Source organism: Klebsiella pneumoniae subsp. pneumoniae HS11286, from assembly GCF_000240185.1.
Taxonomy (GTDB): Bacteria; Pseudomonadota; Gammaproteobacteria; order Enterobacterales; family Enterobacteriaceae; genus Klebsiella; species Klebsiella pneumoniae.
In genome coordinates this window covers 3,173,332-3,191,613 of record NC_016845.1, presented here as the reverse complement: position 1 = coordinate 3,191,613, position 18,282 = coordinate 3,173,332, and the positions used below count along the sequence as shown (strand labels likewise).

18 protein-coding genes and 2 tRNA genes are annotated in these 18,282 nt (G+C 53.3%); 12 read left to right on the top strand and 8 right to left on the bottom strand.

What is annotated here, in order from left to right; genetic code table 11:
- Nucleotides 1-93 precede the first annotated feature (93 nt).
- Entirely contained in the window at nucleotides 94-537 is a 444-nt protein-coding gene (locus KPHS_32040; RefSeq protein YP_005227504.1) for an AsnC family transcriptional regulator, read from the top strand.
- A 642-nt stretch (nucleotides 538-1,179) separates the two neighbouring features.
- Here the strand turns inward: KPHS_32040 and KPHS_t00410 are convergent.
- The 4 genes from KPHS_t00410 to KPHS_32020 all read right to left on the bottom strand — a co-directional run bounded on the left by KPHS_t00410 (nucleotide 1,180) and on the right by KPHS_32020 (nucleotide 2,941).
- Nucleotides 1,180-1,264: transfer RNA gene (locus tag KPHS_t00410), tRNA-Tyr, on the bottom strand.
- 215 nt (nucleotides 1,265-1,479) lie between these two features.
- Nucleotides 1,480-1,564: transfer RNA gene (locus KPHS_t00400), tRNA-Tyr, on the bottom strand.
- Nucleotides 1,565-1,723: 159 nt separating this feature from the next.
- A complete protein-coding gene (locus KPHS_32030) occupies nucleotides 1,724-2,566 on the bottom strand; it encodes a formyltetrahydrofolate deformylase (protein ID YP_005227503.1) in 843 nt (280 codons plus the stop codon).
- A 42-nt stretch (nucleotides 2,567-2,608) separates the two neighbouring features.
- Entirely contained in the window at nucleotides 2,609-2,941 is a 333-nt protein-coding gene (locus tag KPHS_32020; protein ID YP_005227502.1) for an SEC-C domain-containing protein, read from the bottom strand.
- Nucleotides 2,942-3,179: 238 nt separating this feature from the next.
- On the opposite strand from KPHS_32020, the gene KPHS_32010 reads away from it, so the two are divergent.
- The 3 genes from KPHS_32010 to KPHS_31990 all read left to right on the top strand — a co-directional run bounded on the left by KPHS_32010 (nucleotide 3,180) and on the right by KPHS_31990 (nucleotide 6,285).
- The gene (locus KPHS_32010) at nucleotides 3,180-4,082 is read left to right on the top strand and encodes a patatin-like phospholipase RssA (RefSeq protein YP_005227501.1); all 903 of its coding nucleotides are present in this window, start codon (nucleotides 3,180-3,182) and stop codon (nucleotides 4,080-4,082) included.
- Nucleotides 4,083-4,171: 89 nt separating this feature from the next.
- Complete coding sequence (locus KPHS_32000) at nucleotides 4,172-5,185, top strand: response regulator of RpoS (protein YP_005227500.1); 1,014 nt, start codon at nucleotides 4,172-4,174, stop codon at nucleotides 5,183-5,185.
- Between the two features lie 197 nt (nucleotides 5,186-5,382).
- The gene (locus KPHS_31990; protein YP_005227499.1) at nucleotides 5,383-6,285 is read left to right on the top strand and encodes a UTP--glucose-1-phosphate uridylyltransferase subunit GalU; all 903 of its coding nucleotides are present in this window, start codon (nucleotides 5,383-5,385) and stop codon (nucleotides 6,283-6,285) included.
- A 121-nt stretch (nucleotides 6,286-6,406) separates the two neighbouring features.
- Here the strand turns inward: KPHS_31990 and KPHS_31980 are convergent, their stop codons facing one another.
- Both KPHS_31980 and KPHS_31970 read right to left on the bottom strand, forming a co-directional pair.
- Nucleotides 6,407-6,814 carry a global DNA-binding transcriptional dual regulator H-NS gene (locus KPHS_31980; protein ID YP_005227498.1) on the bottom strand — a complete coding sequence of 136 codons (408 nt, stop codon included), beginning with the start codon at nucleotides 6,812-6,814 and terminating at the stop codon, nucleotides 6,407-6,409.
- 422 nt (nucleotides 6,815-7,236) lie between these two features.
- On the bottom strand, nucleotides 7,237-7,368 hold the full coding sequence (locus KPHS_31970; RefSeq protein ID YP_005227497.1) for a hypothetical protein: 132 nt from the start codon (nucleotides 7,366-7,368) through the stop codon (nucleotides 7,237-7,239).
- A 97-nt stretch (nucleotides 7,369-7,465) separates the two neighbouring features.
- Between KPHS_31970 and KPHS_31960 the strand changes: the two genes are divergently transcribed.
- Entirely contained in the window at nucleotides 7,466-7,993 is a 528-nt protein-coding gene (locus KPHS_31960) for a thymidine kinase (protein ID YP_005227496.1), read from the top strand.
- 147 nt (nucleotides 7,994-8,140) lie between these two features.
- Here KPHS_31960 and KPHS_31950 read toward each other — a convergent pair whose 3' ends face one another.
- Nucleotides 8,141-10,816: a bifunctional acetaldehyde-CoA/alcohol dehydrogenase gene (locus KPHS_31950; RefSeq protein YP_005227495.1), complete on the bottom strand. Its 2,676-nt coding sequence runs from the start codon at nucleotides 10,814-10,816 to the stop codon at nucleotides 8,141-8,143.
- Nucleotides 10,817-10,893: 77 nt separating this feature from the next.
- Here KPHS_31950 and KPHS_31940 point away from each other — a divergent pair, with 77 nt between their 5' ends.
- Together KPHS_31940 and KPHS_31930 are read left to right on the top strand one after the other, a co-directional pair.
- A complete protein-coding gene (locus KPHS_31940) occupies nucleotides 10,894-11,109 on the top strand; it encodes a hypothetical protein (RefSeq protein ID YP_005227494.1) in 216 nt (71 codons plus the stop codon).
- Between the two features lie 183 nt (nucleotides 11,110-11,292).
- Nucleotides 11,293-11,940 (top strand): YchE family NAAT transporter, encoded by a 648-nt coding sequence (locus KPHS_31930; protein YP_005227493.1) that lies wholly within the window; start codon nucleotides 11,293-11,295, stop codon nucleotides 11,938-11,940.
- Between the two features lie 46 nt (nucleotides 11,941-11,986).
- Here the strand turns inward: KPHS_31930 and KPHS_31920 are convergent, their stop codons facing one another.
- Nucleotides 11,987-12,103 carry a hypothetical protein gene (locus tag KPHS_31920; RefSeq protein YP_005227492.1) on the bottom strand — a complete coding sequence of 39 codons (117 nt, stop codon included), beginning with the start codon at nucleotides 12,101-12,103 and terminating at the stop codon, nucleotides 11,987-11,989.
- 574 nt (nucleotides 12,104-12,677) lie between these two features.
- Between KPHS_31920 and KPHS_31910 the strand changes: the two genes are divergently transcribed.
- The 5 genes from KPHS_31910 (at nucleotide 12,678) to KPHS_31870 (ending at nucleotide 18,267) form a co-directional block, all read left to right on the top strand.
- Nucleotides 12,678-14,312: an oligopeptide ABC transporter substrate-binding protein gene (locus KPHS_31910; protein YP_005227491.1), complete on the top strand. Its 1,635-nt coding sequence runs from the start codon at nucleotides 12,678-12,680 to the stop codon at nucleotides 14,310-14,312.
- Nucleotides 14,313-14,397: 85 nt separating this feature from the next.
- Nucleotides 14,398-15,318 (top strand): oligopeptide transporter permease, encoded by a 921-nt coding sequence (locus tag KPHS_31900; protein ID YP_005227490.1) that lies wholly within the window; start codon nucleotides 14,398-14,400, stop codon nucleotides 15,316-15,318.
- 14 nt (nucleotides 15,319-15,332) lie between these two features.
- Nucleotides 15,333-16,241, top strand: a complete 909-nt coding sequence (locus KPHS_31890) for an oligopeptide transport permease (RefSeq protein YP_005227489.1) — start codon at nucleotides 15,333-15,335, stop codon at nucleotides 16,239-16,241.
- Between the two features lie 11 nt (nucleotides 16,242-16,252).
- Nucleotides 16,253-17,266, top strand: coding sequence for an oligopeptide ABC transporter ATP-binding protein (locus KPHS_31880; protein YP_005227488.1), 1,014 nt, complete (start codon nucleotides 16,253-16,255; stop codon nucleotides 17,264-17,266).
- Nucleotides 17,263-18,267, top strand: a complete 1,005-nt coding sequence (locus KPHS_31870; protein YP_005227487.1) for an oligopeptide ABC transporter ATP-binding protein — start codon at nucleotides 17,263-17,265, stop codon at nucleotides 18,265-18,267. Before KPHS_31880 ends, KPHS_31870 begins: the two co-directional genes overlap by 4 nt.
- Nucleotides 18,268-18,282 lie beyond the last annotated feature (15 nt).

The following is an 18,282-nucleotide window of genomic DNA, read 5'->3' as shown; positions in this document are numbered from 1 at the left end:
ATTTTTTAGTTATTGTGCGAAAAACCCTGACAGGGTGATATGGCTGAATTAAGGTAGAAGGGGGAAAATGCCTTTTATAATTAGGTGAAATATATGAATGACGTACTTGATGAAATTGACCGGGCGATCCTCACCTGCCTGACTCAGGATGCCAGAGTTTCGCTCAAGGTCCTGAGCGCGCGGGTGGGGCTGACCTCGCCGAGCACCGCCGAGCGGGTGAAGCGCCTGGAGGAGCGGGGTGTCATTCAGGGCTATGGGGCGCGGGTAAATCTCGCCGCGCTGGGCTATAGCCTGCAGGCGCTGGTGCGGGTCCGTCCGCTGCCTGGGCTGCTGCAGAAGGTGGATAAATATATCCAGGCGATGCCGGAATGTATTGAAAGTGACAAGGTGACCGGGGAAGATTGTTTTGTGATGCGTCTCGTGGTGCGCGATATTGCCCAGCTGGATACCCTGCTGGACGGTCTGGCGGAGTATGCGCAGTGTAACACCTCGGTGGTGAAAAGCTCGCCGGTAAAAAGGCGGTTGCCACCGCTGTGAGTTTTTCCGGAGGCGGTGCTGCGCACCTGTCCGGGCTACCAGACGGCACCACTTGTAGCCTCGCTAAGCGAAGCGCGAGCGATGAGACAGCAGGACCGGTCGCTGAGAGTACAACAGTGGTGGGGGAAGGATTACTCGGCGCTAAAGCGCCTCGCCTTCGGGCCATTGCCAGCGGCAACGTTCTCTCGCTTCGCTCGAGTCGAACCTTAGTCGAAGCTTCTCATCCTTCCCCGTGGGGCAGAATATAGCGTATCGCAGGTGGAATAAGCTGGGCAATACATGAAGAGATGGTGGTGGGGGAAGGATTACTCGGCGCTAAAGCGCCTCGCCCTTCGGGCCGTTGCCTGCGGCAACGTTCTCTCGCTTCGCTCGAGTCGAACCTTAGTCGAAGCTTCTCATCCTTCCCCATGGGGCAGAATATAGAATATCGTAGAGTAATTGGATTGAGGTGTTTTTTAAGAAGATGGTGGTGGGGGAAGGATTACTCGGCGCTAAAGCGCCTCGCCCTTCGGGCCGTTGCCTGTGGCAACGTTCTCTCGCTGGCGCTCGAGTCGAACCTTAGTCGAAGCTTCTCATCCTTTCCCCATGGGGCAGAATATAGAATATCGTAGAGTAATTGGATTGAGGTGTTTTTTAAGAAGATGGTGGTGGGGGAAGGATTCGAACCTTCGAAGTCGATGACGGCAGATTTACAGTCTGCTCCCTTTGGCCGCTCGGGAACCCCACCAGGGGTAAAATCACATTGTAGGCTATTCAGCAAAATGAATGGTGGTGGGGGAAGGATAACTCGTCGCTATCTCTCCTCGCCCTTCGGGCCGTTGCCTGTGGCAACGTTCTCTCGCTGGCGCTCGAGTCGAACCTTAGTCGAAGGTTCTTACCCTTCCCGCTAAGTGCAAACATCGTTTACGCTTGTCGGGGAAACCATATCACTGTAGTGAATAATGGTGGTGGGGGAAGGATTCGAACCTTCGAAGTCGATGACGGCAGATTTACAGTCTGCTCCCTTTGGCCGCTCGGGAACCCCACCACGGGGTAATGCTTGGTACTGGCCTGCTTCCTTCTCGGGAAGCGGGGCGCATCATACCAAATGATGCGCCCCTGTAAAGCATTCGTTTGACAAAAATAAACTGGTTGCCTGATTTTTACACGTAACGCCGTAAAGCTAACCAATTCATTTCTCAGTCGATTAAAGAATAATCGTCCGGTTACCGTAAACGAAGACGCGCTGCGCCAGTACCTGATACAGCGCCCGGCTCAAGACGTTTTTTTCAACATCGCGCCCAGCGCGCATCATATCTTCTGCGGTATAAGTATGATCGACGTGAATCACGTCCTGCATGATGATCGGGCCTTCATCCAGATTGTCATTCACGTAGTGGGCGGTAGCGCCAATGATTTTCACGCCGCGCTCATAGGCCTGATGATAGGGACGGGCGCCGATAAACGCCGGCAAAAACGAATGGTGGATATTGATGATTTTGTTCGGGAAGCGGGCGACAAACTCTGGCGTCAGGACGCGCATATACTTGGCCAGCACCACGTAATCCGGTTCGTGGGCGGCGATAGCATCGCCCATCCGCTGATCGTGTTCTTCGCGGCTCAGTCCTTCATGGCTGACCAGCTCAAACGGAATACCAAAGCGCTCCACCAACGAGCGCAGGGTGTCATGGTTGCCGATAACCGCGGCAATATCGACATCCAGCCCGCCGTAGTTGGCTTTCATCAGCAGATCGCCCAGACAGTGCGCCTCTTTCGTCACCAGAATCACCACCCGGCGACGGCCTGCCGGATTTAGTTCGCGGATGGAGCCTTCAGGCAGGGCGCTGTCGAGATCGGCCAGCAGAGTAGCGTCGTTAAAAATGCCTTCCAGTTCGGTGCGCATAAAGAAACGACCGGTACGGTGGTCAACAAACTCATTGTTCTGCACAATGTTGAGTTCATGCTTGTAGCAGATATTGGTGATACGCGCGATGAGGCCTTTCTGATCAGGGCAAATAGTGCGTAGTACTTTACGTTGTAATGAATGCATCGCGAGGAAAATCCTGTAATGTTTGCAAGCGCTGCGCCAGCGTTACTGGCCGCAGCATTTTTTAAATTTTTTACCTGAGCCGCAGGGGCAGGGGTCGTTACGGCCAATCAGCGGTCGTGTCCCGTCGATATAGTACCACTGTCCATTTTCTTTTAAGAATCTGGAACGTTCAATAATGGCGCCAGGGCGGTTATTGTCATTAAAGCGGGCGACAAAGCTGACAAAACCTTCATTTGGAGCTCGCCCCTCATCACTGGCGAACAGGGTTAAGCCCAGCCATTCGGTCTGGGAAAACCCTTTCTCCAGCTCGGCGCGAAATTGCTGCGCCTGACAGGACGGGTGCCAGGTTTTGATTAGATAGTCAGCGTCTTTCATGACGAACGCGCTATAACGGGAGCGCATAAGCTGTGACGGGCCCGGCGCAAGCTCAGCGCCGGACAGATATCGCTGGCAACATGAGCTATACTCCAGTGCGCTGCCACAGGGGCATAATTGCGACAAAACTGCCTCCATGGAAGAAAGAGTAACGGCGCTTCTACGCCAAAGGGCATTATGTTAACTGAGCCGTGACAATGTTGCCACGCTCAGAGTGGAAGGATAGTTATTAGTACTAATGAGAAAGCTTAAAATTGGTCTGGCGCTAGGTGCGGGAGCCGCTCGCGGATGGTCGCACATTGGCGTCATCAACGCCCTCCAGCGGGCCGGTATTGAGATTGATATCGTAGCCGGTTGTTCTATCGGTTCGCTGGTAGGGGCGGCGTATGCCTGTAACCGACTCCCGGCACTCGAATCATGGGTCTGCTCATTCAGCAACTGGGATGTCCTGAAGCTGATGGATCTCTCCTGGCGCCGGGGGGGACTGCTGCGGGGGGAAAAGGTATTCAATCATTACCGCCGCATTATGCCCGTCACCGAGATTGAACGCTGCGAGCGCCGGTTTGCTGCTGTTGCCACCAATTTAAGCACCGGTAGGGAGCTGTGGTTTACCGAAGGCGATCTACATTTAGCCATTCGCGCCTCCTGTAGTATGCCGGGGTTAATGTCGCCAGTAAGGCATAATGGTTACTGGCTGGTCGATGGCGCGGTGGTCAATCCGGTTCCTGTGTCGCTCACCCGGGCAATGGGAGCGGATATTGTGATTGCCGTCGACCTGCAACATGATGCCCATCTTATGCAGCAGGATTTGTTCTCCCTTGAAACGCCGCGGCAGGAAGCGGAAGAGAAGGAGGGGCCATGGCATACTCGTCTGCGCGCTCGCTTGACGCGAATGAGTTCCCGCCGTACGGCCGTGACGCCGACGGCGATGGAGATCATGACCACCTCTATCCAGGTACTGGAAAACCGTCTTAAACGCAATCGTATGGCGGGTGACCCGCCGGATATCCTGTTGCAGCCATACTGTCCGCAAGTTTCGACGCTTGATTTTCATCGCGCCGGAGAGGCGATTGCCGCGGGGCAACTGGCGGTAGAAAAGAAAATGGATGAATTATTACCCTTAGTGCGTACAGCCGTTTGACGTACGAGTTACTGACTTAAGCAAATTCTGACAGGCGATAGTGAGAATAGCGTGCCACTATTGAATTATCGTCAGCCAGGGGAGATATCATGACGCAGCCATTGGCGGGAAAACAGATTCTGATAGTTGAAGACGAACCCGTTTTCCGCTCACTCTTGCATGGATGGCTGACCTCGCTGGGAGCAACAACCTTCCAGGCGGAAGATGGCAAGGATGCCCTGCATAAAATGACGGAGGTGCATCCGGACCTGATGATTTGCGACATTTCTATGCCGAGAATGAACGGTCTGGAGCTGGTGGAAACGCTGCGTAACCGCGGCGAACAGTTACCGATCCTGATGATCTCCGCCACCGAAAACATGGCGGATATAGCTAAAGCGTTGCGACTTGGCGTCCAGGACGTGCTGTTAAAGCCAGTAAAAGATTTCGATCGCCTGCGCGAGACCGTTTACGCCTGTCTCTATCCCGCGATGTTCAGTTCGCGCGTGGAAGAGGAAGAGCGTTTATTTGAGGACTGGGATGCGCTGGTCAGTAATCCCATCGCCGCTTCAAGACTATTGCAGGAATTACAGCCGCCGGTGCAACAGGAAATGTCGCACTGCCGCGTTCATTATCGACAACTGGTGTCGGCAGACAAGCCCGGTCTGGTACTCGATATCGCGCCGCTTTCGGAAAATGATTTGGCTTTCTATTGTCTGGATGTCACACGCGCAGGCGATAATGGCGTGTTGGCAGCATTATTGCTGCGCGCGTTGTTTAATGGTCTGCTGCAGGAGCAACTGGCGCACCAGGGACAACGGCTACCAGAAATGGGAAGTTTGTTAAAACAGGTGAATCAACTGCTGCGTCAGGCAAATCTTCCGGGCCAGTTCCCTCTGTTAGTAGGGTATTACCACAGCGGGCTGAAAAATTTAATTCTGGTGTCAGCGGGACTTAATGGCACGCTGAATACAGGGGAGCATCAAATTCAGATTAGTAATGGCGTTCCTTTGGGGACGCTGGGTGATGCTTATCTTAACCAAATTAGCCAACGCTGCACCTCGTGGCAGTGCCAAATTTGGGGGGCTGGCGGTCGTTTACGCTTAATGTTGTCTGCGGAATGAGCAATTGCGTTTATATCTAAGCAGACGGGATTACCTGTTGCCCTTTAGCGGTGGTAACATCGAGCAGTTTTATGCGTAAAAGTCCTAATTCGAGGCTATCGGCAGCTTTTCAGACCAGTAAATACGCGGTTGACTGATATACTCGACACGTTATTTGTAACGAGAAGTTTAAAAAACAAACAGTCCAGGAGATTTCAATGGCTGCCCTTAATTCTAAAGTCAGAAAAGCGGTTATCCCGGTTGCGGGATTAGGCACCAGGATGCTGCCGGCCACCAAAGCGATTCCAAAAGAAATGCTGCCGCTGGTAGATAAGCCGTTAATTCAGTACGTTGTTAATGAATGTATCGCTGCAGGAATTACTGAAATTGTTCTGGTAACGCACTCGTCGAAAAACTCTATCGAAAACCATTTCGATACCAGTTTTGAGCTGGAAGCGATGCTGGAAAAACGTGTAAAACGCCAGCTGCTGGAAGAAGTGCAGTCTATTTGCCCGCCGCACGTGACTATTATGCAAGTTCGTCAGGGCCTGGCGAAAGGTCTGGGTCACGCGGTGCTGTGCGCCCATCCGGTAGTGGGAGATGAGCCGGTCGCGGTTATTCTGCCAGACGTTATTCTGGATGAATATGAATCCGATCTGAGCCGCGATAACCTCGCTGAGATGATCTCTCGCTTCGATGAGACTGGCGCCAGCCAGATTATGGTTGAACCTGTCGAAGACGTAACCGCTTATGGCGTGGTTGACTGCAAAGGCGAATCCCTGAAGCCGGGCGAAAGCGTACCGATGGTGGGCGTGGTTGAGAAGCCAAAAGCTGACGTTGCGCCGTCCAACCTGGCGGTGGTGGGGCGTTATGTCCTCAGCGCTGATATCTGGCCGCTGCTGGCGAAAACCCCTCCGGGCGCTGGTGATGAAATTCAGCTGACTGACGCCATTGATATGCTGATCGAGAAAGAAACGGTTGAAGCTTATCATATGAAAGGCAAGAGCCATGACTGCGGTAATAAGCTTGGCTACATGCAGGCGTTTGTCGAATATGGTATTCGTCACAAAACGCTGGGCGACGATTTTAAAGCCTGGCTGGAAACGGCGGTAGCGAAGTAATCCGCCGCGCGGTTGAAAGCACAAACCGGGAGCGCATCTGCGACTCCCGGTTTTTTTATATCGGCCCTGAGGGCAAAAAAAATCCCGCCGCAGCGGGATTTTTTATAGCGATCAACGGAGATTAGATCAGGAAATCGTCCAGTGATTTACCTTGCTCATCCATTGCTTTTTTGATCACAGCCGGGGTACGGCCCTGACCGGTCCAGGTTTTGGTTTCACCATTTTCGTCAACATAGCTATATTTAGCCGGACGTGCAGCACGCTTGGTTTTGGTACCGGCTTTAACGGCAGCCATGGTGCTCAGCAGTTCATTCGGATCAATACCGTCAGCAATCAGCATTTCACGGTATTGCTGCAGCTTACGCGTACGCTCTTCAATTTCTGCCGCGGCAGCGTTTTCTTCTTCACGGCGCTCGTTAACGACGACTTCTAATTTTTCCAGCATTTCTTCGAGCGTTTCCAGGGTGCATTCTCTTGCCTGCGCACGAAGAGTACGGATGTTGTTCAAAATTTTAAGTGCTTCGCTCATTGTAGTAATCTCAAACTTATATTGTGGGGTGGTTTGTTGAACTAATAATAGAGCGATAAAATGCGTTGTGCAATAGGGGGGAATGTAAGGAATTCAAAATTACTGGTTATTTGTCGCGAGAATTAATTAATTTAAGTTAAAATTCCCGTGCCGCTTCACATCTTTCATCGCTTATAGCGATGAGGCGAAGGCAAGCTAAAACATTGAGACGGTATGCTTTTTGAGAGGTTCAGTGAGAGAAATGATCCTTTACATGGGTAAATAACCCTCGTCAGTATTAGCGCATTTTTGGTTACAAGGCTTAATATAAAACAACCGGCAGCCCTGCTTATAGCCCTTGGGCAACCGGTCTATAAGCACGAAAAGACAATGGTTACCGCGCCAGTAGCGTAACGGGGCGTACAAATAGTGGCCCTGAAAATTCAATTCATCTTCTTAATCCTTTCGGTTTGCAGGCCCTTCAGCTTCGCGACAATACCCCTGCTGAAAGCGCGGCTGTGCGCATAAAATATGGTACAATCGTCGCCGCGATAAAACACTTTGATTGGGGTCACGCAGCCGATGGCACAACTTTATTTCTACTACTCTGCAATGAATGCAGGTAAGTCGACCGCTCTGTTGCAATCTTCGTACAATTACCAGGAGCGGGGGATGCGTACCGTCGTTTATACCGCTGAGATTGATGACCGCTTTGGCGCCGGAAAAGTCAGTTCGCGTATCGGGCTCTCCTCGCCGGCCCGATTGTATAATCCACAGACCTCGTTATTTGACGATATTGCGGCGGAGCACCAGCTAAAGCCGATTCACTGCGTGCTGGTGGATGAAAGCCAGTTTCTGACGCGTGAACAGGTTCATGAGCTGTCCGAAGTTGTCGATACGCTGGATATTCCGGTGCTTTGCTATGGGTTGCGGACGGACTTTCGCGGTGAGCTCTTTACCGGCAGCCAGTATTTACTGGCCTGGTCAGATAAGCTGGTTGAGCTGAAAACGATCTGCTTCTGCGGCCGCAAGGCCAGCATGGTATTGCGCCTCGATCAGGAGGGGCGTCCTTATAATGAGGGTGAGCAGGTCGTCATCGGCGGTAATGAGCGGTACGTATCGGTCTGCCGTAAGCATTATAAAGAGGCGCTGAGCGTCGGTTCGTTAACCAAGGTACAAAACCAGCACCGTCCCTGCTGATACGCTCAGAAGCTCGTACAGGCGCCTGTGGGCGCCTTTTTAATGTCTGCTATAGGTTGGCGGAGCTGGCGATAAAGAATGGCTGATAGCGGGGATAAAAAAAGCCCCGTCAGGTGACGGGGCTTGTCGCGATGCTATCGCTGTTGGTTAAGCGGATTTTTTCGCTTTTTTCTCAGCCTTTACCGGAGCAACTTCGGCTTTCGCACCGGCTTCGCCTTCGACGAATTCGCGGCCGTAGTAGGTATCCAGCAGGATCTGTTTCAGTTCGGAGATCAGCGGGTAGCGCGGGTTAGCGCCGGTGCACTGGTCATCGAATGCATCTTCAGACAGTTTATCAACGTGGGCCAGGAAGTCAGCTTCCTGAACGCCAGCTTCGCGGATAGATTTCGGAATACCCAGCTCAGCTTTAATGCTTTCCAGCCATGCCAGCAGTTTCTCGATTTTCGCTGCGGTGCGGTCGCCTGGTGCGGAGAGGCCCAGGTGATCGGCGATTTCAGCGTAACGACGACGAGCCTGCGGACGGTCGTACTGGCTGAACGCGGTCTGCTTGGTCGGGTTGTCATTCGCGTTATAGCGGATAACGTTGCAGATCAGCAGGGCGTTGGCCAGACCGTGCGGAATATGGAACTGGGAACCCAGTTTGTGCGCCATCGAGTGACACACGCCGAGGAAGGCGTTAGCGAACGCGATACCGGCGATAGTCGCGGCACTGTGTACGCGCTCACGGGCAACCGGGTTCTTGGAACCTTCGTGATAGGAAGCCGGCAGGTACTCTTTCAGCAGTTTCAGCGCCTGCAGCGCCTGGCCGTCAGAGAACTCAGAAGCCAGTACGGAAACGTAAGCTTCCAGGGCGTGAGTCACCGCATCCAGACCACCGAACGCACACAGCGATTTCGGCATATCCATCACCAGGTTGGCATCGACAATGGCCATATCCGGGGTCAGCGCGTAGTCTGCCAGCGGGTATTTCTGACCGGTCGCGTCATCGGTCACCACGGCGAACGGCGTCACTTCAGAACCGGTACCGGAAGTGGTAGTGATCGCCACCATCTTGGCTTTGACTCCCATTTTCGGGAACTTGTAGATACGTTTACGGATATCCATAAAGCGCAGCGCCAGTTCTTCGAAGTGGGTTTCCGGATGTTCGTACATGACCCACATGATTTTCGCCGCATCCATCGGGGAACCGCCGCCCAGGGCGATGATCACGTCTGGTTTAAAGGAGTTCGCCAGGTCGGCACCTTTACGTACGATGGTCAGCGTCGGGTCAGCTTCAACTTCGAAGAAGACTTCCGTCTCAACACCCGCAGCTTTCAGTACGGAAGTGATCTGATCGGCATAGCCGTTGTTGAACAGGAAGCGGTCAGTCACGATCAGCGCGCGTTTGTGACCATCGGTAATCACTTCATCCAGTGCGATTGGCAGGGAGCCACGACGGAAGTAGATAGATTTCGGAAGTTTGTGCCACAACATGTTTTCAGCTCGCTTAGCAACGGTTTTCTTGTTGATCAGGTGTTTCGGACCAACGTTTTCAGAGATGGAGTTACCACCCCAGGAACCACAACCCAGAGTCAGGGAAGGCGCGAGTTTGAAGTTGTACAGGTCACCGATACCACCCTGAGAAGCCGGGGTGTTGATCAGGATACGCGCGGTTTTCATCATTTGGCCGAAGTAAGCCACGCGAGCCGGCTGGTTGTCCTGGTCGGTGTACAGGCAAGAGGTGTGGCCGATACCGCCCATGGCGACCAGTTTTTCTGCTTTGGCTACCGCGTCTTCGAAATCTTTTGCACGGTACATAGCCAGCGTCGGAGACAGTTTTTCGTGAGCAAACGGCTCGCTCTCGTCAACGTTGGTCACTTCACCAATCAGAATTTTGGTGGTGGCCGGCACGGTGAAGCCTGCCAGTTCAGCGATTTTGGCCGCTGGCTGACCAACGATAGCCGCGTTCAGCGCGCCATTTTTCAGGATAATGTCCTGAACGGCTTTCAGCTCTTTACCCTGCAGCAGATAGCCGCCGTGGCTGGCGAAACGTTCGCGAACCGCGTCATAGACTGAATCAACCACCACAACGGACTGCTCAGAAGCACAGATCACGCCGTTATCGAAGGTTTTAGACATCAGTACGGACGCTACGGCACGTTTGATGTCGGCGGTTTCATCAATGACTACCGGGGTGTTACCGGCGCCGACGCCGATAGCAGGTTTACCGGAGCTGTATGCTGCTTTCACCATGCCTGGACCACCGGTCGCCAGGATCAGGTTGATGTCCGGGTGATGCATCAGCGCGTTAGACAGTTCTACAGACGGCTGATCGATCCAGCCAATCAGGTCCTTCGGCGCGCCGGCCGCGATGGCAGCCTGCAGCACGATATCAGCCGCTTTGTTGGTGGCTTCTTTTGCACGCGGGTGCGGAGAGAAAATGATGGCGTTACGCGTTTTCAGACTGATGAGCGATTTGAAAATGGCTGTTGAAGTCGGGTTAGTGGTCGGTACGATACCGCAGATGATGCCGATAGGCTCAGCAATAGTGATGGTGCCAAAGGTGTCGTCTTCTGACAGAACGCCACAGGTTTTTTCGTCTTTATAAGCGTTGTAAATGTATTCGGAAGCGAAGTGGTTTTTGATCACTTTGTCTTCAACGATACCCATGCCGGATTCGGCTACGGCCATTTTGGCGAGAGGGATTCGAGCATCTGCAGCGGCCAGAGCGGCGGCGCGGAAGATTTTGTCGACTTGTTCTTGAGTGAAACTGGCATATTCACGCTGGGCTTTCTTGACACGCTCAACAAGCGCGTTCAGTTCAGCGATATTAGTAACAGCCATAATGCTCTCCTGATAATGTTAAACTTTTTTAGTAAATCAGTCGCTCGATTCGACATTATAGACAGGCCGTTAACAGCTTGCATGTAAATGTTTATGTAGAAAAATCAGGGCGCTGTTTCACCGATTTACTAAAAAAGCTTTATCTCTTTCGCTTTCAGGTACTGCTGCCTTCCACTCTGTTGGTGTCATCAAGATTACTCACTTCTGAGTACAAATTACGTGATTTAGATCAAGTATTGTCGCTGCTGATACCTTTCAGCTGGCTGCTTTTTGACCGGTTCGATCAAGTGTGATGGGAGGGTTTTGAAATTAAAAAAACGATTAGCATTAAATATACAAATGGCTAACATTCGATACATATCACCGGGTTATGCATATTTATAATGAATATTGCAGGTAAAAAGCGTATGTTTCGCGCAGTTATTTTATGCTGTTAACAGTCAACCGCCAATTTTGATGATGCTGCGGAGCCCAATGTGACTCAATCACTGTTCGATTTTTCTGCATATTTCAAGTTTTTCATCGGCTTATTTGCCCTGGTTAACCCGGTTGGCATTATTCCGGTATTCATCAGTATGACCAGCTATCAGCCGGCTGCGGTGCGTAATAAGACCAACCTCACCGCCAACCTGTCGGTGGCGATCATCCTCCTGACGTCGCTGTTCCTCGGCGATGGCATTCTGCAGATTTTCGGTATCTCCATTGACTCCTTCCGTATCGCCGGCGGCATCCTGGTGGTGACCATCGCGATGTCGATGATCAGCGGTAAGCTCGGCGAAGATAAGCAGAACAAGCAGGAAAAGTCGGAGACGGCGGTCCGGGAGAGCATCGGCGTCGTTCCTCTCGCGCTACCATTAATGGCCGGGCCAGGGGCAATCAGTTCAACTATCGTCTGGGGGACCCGGTACCACTCCTGGGTGCATCTGGTCGGGTTCTCACTGGCGATAGCGGTATTTGCCCTCTGCTGCTGGGGGATTTTCCGTATGGCGCCGTGGCTGGTCCGTTTGCTGGGGCAGACGGGAATCAACGTCATCACCCGTATTATGGGCCTGTTGCTGATGGCCCTCGGCATTGAGTTTATTGTGACCGGGATTAAAGCGCTTTTCCCAGGGCTGCTGAGTTAGTTCGTCGCCAGCAGGCGGGGAGTCTCGCTTCACGCCTGCGCGATTATTAGCAAAACCTATTAGCCAGCGCGGAGCTGGCGGTAGGAATAATATTTTGCGATATCGCTATTAATTTCATGTTTTTCATTAAGATATGAAATATTTCTCTTAACATTCTCCTCACGCCTCCCCCTCCTGTGATGTTATTTTCTTCACATCATTCTCTGGTACTTGCTGTCGGATCATCGAAATGATATTAGTAATTTTAACAAGGCGGCAGATGAATGTGCTAAAAAGTAATCTATTGTTAAATTTTTGTACAAAAAACCATCTTGTGGTCGCTGCTCAGTATGCTGGCTGATGAAATTATCGTAATGCTCTGATAAATAATAATATTTTTACATCGACGTTTTATGGCAAACGCTTGTCACGCTGGCAAAACCGGCAATAAAAGAGAATTCGGTAACATATTTGCAAATTGCATTGGCGGAGGTGTTTACCTTTTGGTACTTTCCGCCGTTATCGTCTGCTGAATTATGTACGCAAATGAGAATTATTTTTAATTAACTCATTTCGCCAGAACGACCCTCCAGCGAGGGCAACGAATCGACGTTAAGACTGCCGTTCGAGCGGTCGTAATAAATAAGTCGGTGATAGCAATCTGCCAATCGCAAACTCCTGCGTTGGACAGAACCCGAAAACGGGAAAAACAGGCTGGTTAAAAAACCAGTAATTATAATGACTGGAGTTACAACACAATGACCATCATCACTAAAAAGCGTTTAATCGCCGCGGGAGTGCTATCCGCACTGATCGCCGGCAATATGGCAATGGCAGCGGATGTCCCGGCTGGTGTGCAGCTGGCAGAGAAGCAAACCCTGGTACGTAATAGCGGCGCCGAGCCGCAATCGCTGGACCCAAATAAAATCGAAGGGGTGCCAGAGGCCAATATTAGCCGCGACCTGTTCGAAGGTTTGCTGAATACTTCGCCGAAAGATGGCCACCCGATCCCTGGCGTGGCGGAGAGCTGGGATAATAAAGATTTTAAAGTCTGGACCTTCCATCTGCGTAAAGATGCAAAATGGTCTAACGGCGAGCCGGTTACCGCCCAGGACTTCGTATACAGCTGGCAGCGTCTGGTGGATCCGAAAACCGCGTCTCCTTATGCCAGCTATCCGCAATATGGTCATATCGTTAACGTCGACGAAATCATTGACGGCAAGAAAGCGCCGAGCGAGCTGGGCGTAAAAGCCATTGACGACCACACGCTGGAAGTCACCCTCAGCGAACCGGTACCCTATTTTTATAAACTGCTGGTTAACCCGGCGATGTCTCCCGTCTACAAACCGGCCATCGAAAAATTTGGCGAAAAGTGGACGCAGCCTGGCAATATCGTTACCAACGGCGCGTATACTCTGAAAGACTGGGTGGTCAACGAGCGGATCGTGATGGAGCGTAACCCGCACTATTGGGATAATGCTAAAACCGTCATTAACACCGTTACCTGGCTGCCGACCTCTTCCGAAGTGACCTATGTTAACCGCTACCGCAGCGGTGAACTGGACATGACTTATAACCAGCTGCCGATCGAACTCTTCCAGAAGCTGAAAAAAGAGATCCCCAACGAGCTGCACGTTGACCCCTATCTGTGTACCTATTATTACGAAATCAACAACCAGAAGGCCCCGTTCACCGACGTGCGCGTGCGTACCGCGCTGAAGCTGGGTCTGGATCGCGATATTATTGCTAATAAGGTGAAAGGACAGGGCGATCTGCCGGCCTACGGCTACACCCCACCGTATACCGATGGCGCGAAGCTGAGCGAGCCGGAATGGTTTACCTGGTCGCAGGAAAAACGCAACGAAGAAGCGAAGAAACTGCTGGCCGAAGCCGGCTATAGCGCCGATAAACCGTTGACCTTCAACCTGCTGTATAACACCTCTGATTTGCACAAGAAGCTGGCGATTGCCGCCGCCTCGCTGTGGCGTAAAAACCTGGGCATTGACGTGAAGCTGGTCAACCAGGAGTGGAAAACGTTCCTCGATACCCGTCATCAGGGCACCTATGACGTGGCGCGTGCGGGCTGGTGCGCCGACTATAACGAGCCAACCTCTTTCCTGAACACCATGCTCTCTGACAGTTCAATGAACACCGCGCACTATAAGAGCCCGGCGTTCGACAAGATTATGGCTGAATCCGTAAAAGCATCCGATGAAGCGCAGCGCACGGCGGCCTATGCGAAAGCAGAGCAGCAGCTGGACAAAGACAGCGCGATCGTACCGGTCTATTACTACGTTAACGCCCGCCTGGTGAAACCATGGGTCGGTGGCTATACCGGTAAAGACCCGATGGATAACGTCTATACCAAAGACCTCTACGTTATCAAACATTAATGGCAATACGTGGAGCGGGTCTCGGCTCGCTCCATCGTGTCTTATTTGAGAGCAGTGCAAAGGCACACGCCAGAAGGTACGGGCAATGTTAAAATTTATCTTACGTCGCTGTCTGGAAGCGATTCCGACGCTATTTATTCTTATCACCATCTCATTCTTCATGATGCGTCTGGCGCCGGGAAGTCCTTTTACCGGGGAACGCACGCTACCGCCGGAAGTCATGGCGAATATTGAAGCAAAATACCATTTAAACGACCCTATCATGACGCAGTACTTCAATTATCTGAAGCAGCTGGCGCATGGCGATTTTGGTCCCTCTTTTAAATACAAAGATTATTCCGTCAACGATCTGGTGGCCGCCAGCTTCCCGGTTTCAGCGAAACTGGGCTTCGCCGCCTTTTTACTGGCGGTGGTGATCGGCGTTGCCGCCGGGGTGATAGCCGCCCTGAAGCAAAATACCCGCTGGGACTACGCGGTGATGGGGGTAGCCATGACCGGCGTGGTTATTCCGAGCTTTGTGGTCGCGCCGCTGCTGGTGATGATCTTTGCCATTACCCTGCACTGGCTGCCGGGCGGCGGCTGGAACGGCGGGGCGCTGAAATTTATGATCCTGCCGATGGTGGCGCTTTCCCTGGCCTATATCGCCAGCATCGCGCGTATCACCCGCGGCTCAATGATTGAAGTGCTGCACTCTAACTTTATCCGCACCGCGCGGGCGAAGGGGCTGCCGATGCGTCGCATTATTCTGCGCCATGCGCTGAAGCCGGCGCTGCTGCCGGTGCTCTCCTATATGGGGCCAGCTTTCGTGGGCATTATCACCGGCTCAATGGTCATTGAAACCATTTACGGCCTGCCGGGGATCGGCCAGCTGTTCGTTAACGGGGCGCTTAACCGCGACTACTCGCTGGTGCTCAGCCTGACGATCCTCGTTGGCGCCCTGACTATCCTGTTCAACGCCATCGTTGACGTGCTGTACGCCGTTATCGATCCGAAGATTCGCTACTGAAGCCGGAGTTCGCCATGATGTTAAGTAAGAAAAATAGCGAGGCGCTGGAAAACTTCAGTGAGAAGCTGGAAGTGGAGGGGCGTAGCCTCTGGCAGGATGCGCGTCGTCGCTTTATGCATAACCGCGCCGCGGTGACCAGCCTGATTATGCTGGTGCTTATTGCGCTGTTCGTTACCTTCGCGCCGATGGTGTCGTCGTTCTCCTACTTCGATACCGACTGGGGCATGATGTCCAATGCTCCGGATATGGCCTCCGGCCACTACTTCGGAACCGACTCCTCCGGGCGCGATCTGCTGGTGCGCGTAGCGATCGGCGGGCGCATTTCGCTGATGGTCGGGGTGGCGGCGGCGCTGGTGGCGGTGATCCTCGGCACGCTGTACGGTTCGCTCTCCGGTTATCTCGGCGGCAAAGTGGATTCGGTGATGATGCGTCTGCTGGAGATCCTCAACTCCTTCCCGTTTATGTTCTTCGTCATCCTGCTGGTGACCTTTTTTGGTCAGAATATCCTGCTGATCTTTGTCGCCATCGGTATGGTGTCCTGGCTGGATATGGCGCGTATCGTGCGCGGGCAGACGCTGAGCCTGAAGCGCAAAGAGTTTATCGAAGCCGCGCAGGTCGGCGGGGTCTCGACGGCGAGCATCGTTCTGCGCCATATCGTCCCCAACGTGCTGGGGGTGGTGGTGGTGTATGCCTCGCTGCTGGTCCCCAGCATGATCCTCTTCGAATCCTTCCTCAGTTTCCTGGGACTGGGGACGCAGGAGCCGCTCAGCAGCTGGGGGGCATTGCTCAGCGATGGCGCCAACTCAATGGAAGTTTCGCCCTGGCTACTGTTGTTCCCGGCGGGTTTCCTGGTGGTGACCCTGTTCTGTTTCAACTTTATCGGCGATGGTCTGCGTGATGCCCTCGACCCGAAAGACCGCTAAGGAGCGCTGCCATGACCATGATTGAAACGGCAAAAGCGCCGCAAGCGCAGAGCCACAGCGGGCTACTGCTGGACGTGAAAGATCTTCGCGTCACCTTTAAAACGCCGGATGGCGACGTCACCGCCGTCAATGATCTGAACTTCACCCTGCAGGCGGGCGAGACGCTCGGCATTGTGGGCGAATCCGGCTCCGGTAAATCGCAAACCGCCTTCGCCCTGATGGGACTGCTGGCGGCCAACGGTCGCATCGGGGGTTCCGCCACCTTTAACGGTCGGCAAATCCTCAATTTGCCCGAGCGTGAGCTGAACAAACTGCGCGCTGAACAAATCTCAATGATTTTCCAGGATCCGATGACCTCTCTTAACCCCTATATGCGGGTGGGCGAGCAGTTAATGGAAGTCCTGATGCTGCATAAAGGGCTGAGTAAAGCCGAAGCGTTTGAAGAGTCGGTGAAGATGCTCGACGCGGTAAAAATGCCGGAAGCGCGTAAGCGCATGAAAATGTTCCCGCACGAGTTCTCCGGGGGCATGCGTCAGCGCGTGATGATTGCCATGGCGCTGCTGTGCCGGCCCCGGCTGCTGATTGCGGATGAACCGACCACTGCCCTGGACGTTACCGTGCAGGCGCAGATCATGACGCTGTTGAATGAGCTTAAACGCGAATTCAACACGGCCATTATCATGATCACCCACGACCTTGGGGTGGTGGCAGGTATCTGCGATAAAGTGCTGGTGATGTACGCCGGGCGCACCATGGAGTACGGTCAGGCGCGCGATGTCTTCTATCAACCGTCGCACCCATACTCTATTGGGCTGTTGAATGCGGTTCCACGTCTGGATGCGGAAGGCGATGCGTTGTTGACCATTCCCGGCAACCCACCGAACCTGCTGCGATTGCCGAAAGGCTGTCCATTCCAGCCGCGTTGCCCGCATGCCATGGAGCAGTGCAGCAGCGCGCCGCCGCTGGAATCGTTCGCGCCAGGCTGCCTGCGCGCCTGCTTTAAACCGGTGGGGGATCTGCTATGAACGCCGTAACTGAACAACGAAAAGTCCTGCTCGAAATTGCCGACCTGAAGGTGCACTTCGATATCAAAGATGGCAAGCAGTGGTTCTGGCAGCCGTCGAAAACGCTGAAAGCGGTGGATGGCGTGACGCTGCGCCTTTACGAGGGTGAAACCCTCGGTGTGGTAGGGGAGTCGGGCTGCGGCAAATCGACCTTCGCCCGCGCCATTATTGGTCTGGTGAAAGCGACCGATGGCAAAGTGGCCTGGCTGGGTAAAGATCTGCTGGGCATGAAGCAGGAAGAGTGGCGCGACGTGCGCAGCGATATCCAGATGATCTTCCAGGATCCGCTGGCCTCGCTGAACCCGCGCATGACCATCGGAGAAATTATCGCCGAACCGCTGCGTACCTATCATCCGAAGATGCCCCGTCAGGAAGTGCGCGATCGCGTCAAAGCGATGATGATGAAAGTTGGATTGCTGCCCAACCTGATCAACCGCTATCCGCACGAGTTCTCCGGCGGTCAGTGTCAGCGTATCGGCATCGCGCGGGCGCTGATCCTTGAGCCAAAGCTGATTATCTGCGATGAGCCGGTCTCCGCGCTTGACGTGTCGATTCAGGCGCAGGTCGTCAACCTGCTGCAGCAACTGCAGCGTGAGATGGGGCTATCGCTGATATTTATCGCTCACGATCTGGCGGTGGTTAAGCATATCTCCGATCGGGTTCTGGTAATGTATCTGGGCCATGCGGTGGAGCTGGGGACCTACGACGAGGTGTACCATAATCCGCTGCATCCCTATACCAAAGCGCTGATGTCGGCGGTGCCGATCCCCGATCCTGATCTCGAGAAAACGAAAACTATCCAACTGCTGGAAGGCGAATTACCCTCGCCGATTAATCCGCCCTCAGGCTGCGTATTCCGCACCCGCTGTCCGCTTGCCGGACCGGAGTGCGCCAAAACCCGCCCGGTGCTGGAAGGCAGTTTCCGCCATGCGGTTTCCTGCCTTAAGGTAGACCCGTTATAATCTCAGGGGCTGACG

Bases quoted from the DNA above. Each gene is read 5' to 3' on its own strand.
- KPHS_32040 (YP_005227504.1), top strand. From the start codon at position 94: ATGAATGACGTACTTGATGAAATTGACCGGGCGATCCTCACCTGCCTG.
- KPHS_32030 (YP_005227503.1), bottom strand. From the start codon at position 2,566: ATGCATTCATTACAACGTAAAGTACTACGCACTATTTGCCCTGATCAG.
- KPHS_32020 (YP_005227502.1), bottom strand. From the start codon at position 2,941: ATGAAAGACGCTGACTATCTAATCAAAACCTGGCACCCGTCCTGTCAG.
- KPHS_32010 (YP_005227501.1), top strand. From the start codon at position 3,180: ATGAGAAAGCTTAAAATTGGTCTGGCGCTAGGTGCGGGAGCCGCTCGC.
- KPHS_32000 (YP_005227500.1), top strand. From the start codon at position 4,172: ATGACGCAGCCATTGGCGGGAAAACAGATTCTGATAGTTGAAGACGAA.
- KPHS_31990 (YP_005227499.1), top strand. From the start codon at position 5,383: ATGGCTGCCCTTAATTCTAAAGTCAGAAAAGCGGTTATCCCGGTTGCG.
- KPHS_31980 (YP_005227498.1), bottom strand. From the start codon at position 6,814: ATGAGCGAAGCACTTAAAATTTTGAACAACATCCGTACTCTTCGTGCG.
- KPHS_31960 (YP_005227496.1), top strand. From the start codon at position 7,466: ATGCGTACCGTCGTTTATACCGCTGAGATTGATGACCGCTTTGGCGCC.
- KPHS_31950 (YP_005227495.1), bottom strand. From the start codon at position 10,816: ATGGCTGTTACTAATATCGCTGAACTGAACGCGCTTGTTGAGCGTGTC.
- KPHS_31910 (YP_005227491.1), top strand. From the start codon at position 12,678: ATGACCATCATCACTAAAAAGCGTTTAATCGCCGCGGGAGTGCTATCC.
- KPHS_31900 (YP_005227490.1), top strand. From the start codon at position 14,398: ATGTTAAAATTTATCTTACGTCGCTGTCTGGAAGCGATTCCGACGCTA.
- KPHS_31890 (YP_005227489.1), top strand. From the start codon at position 15,333: ATGATGTTAAGTAAGAAAAATAGCGAGGCGCTGGAAAACTTCAGTGAG.
- KPHS_31880 (YP_005227488.1), top strand. From the start codon at position 16,253: ATGACCATGATTGAAACGGCAAAAGCGCCGCAAGCGCAGAGCCACAGC.
- KPHS_31870 (YP_005227487.1), top strand. From the start codon at position 17,263: ATGAACGCCGTAACTGAACAACGAAAAGTCCTGCTCGAAATTGCCGAC.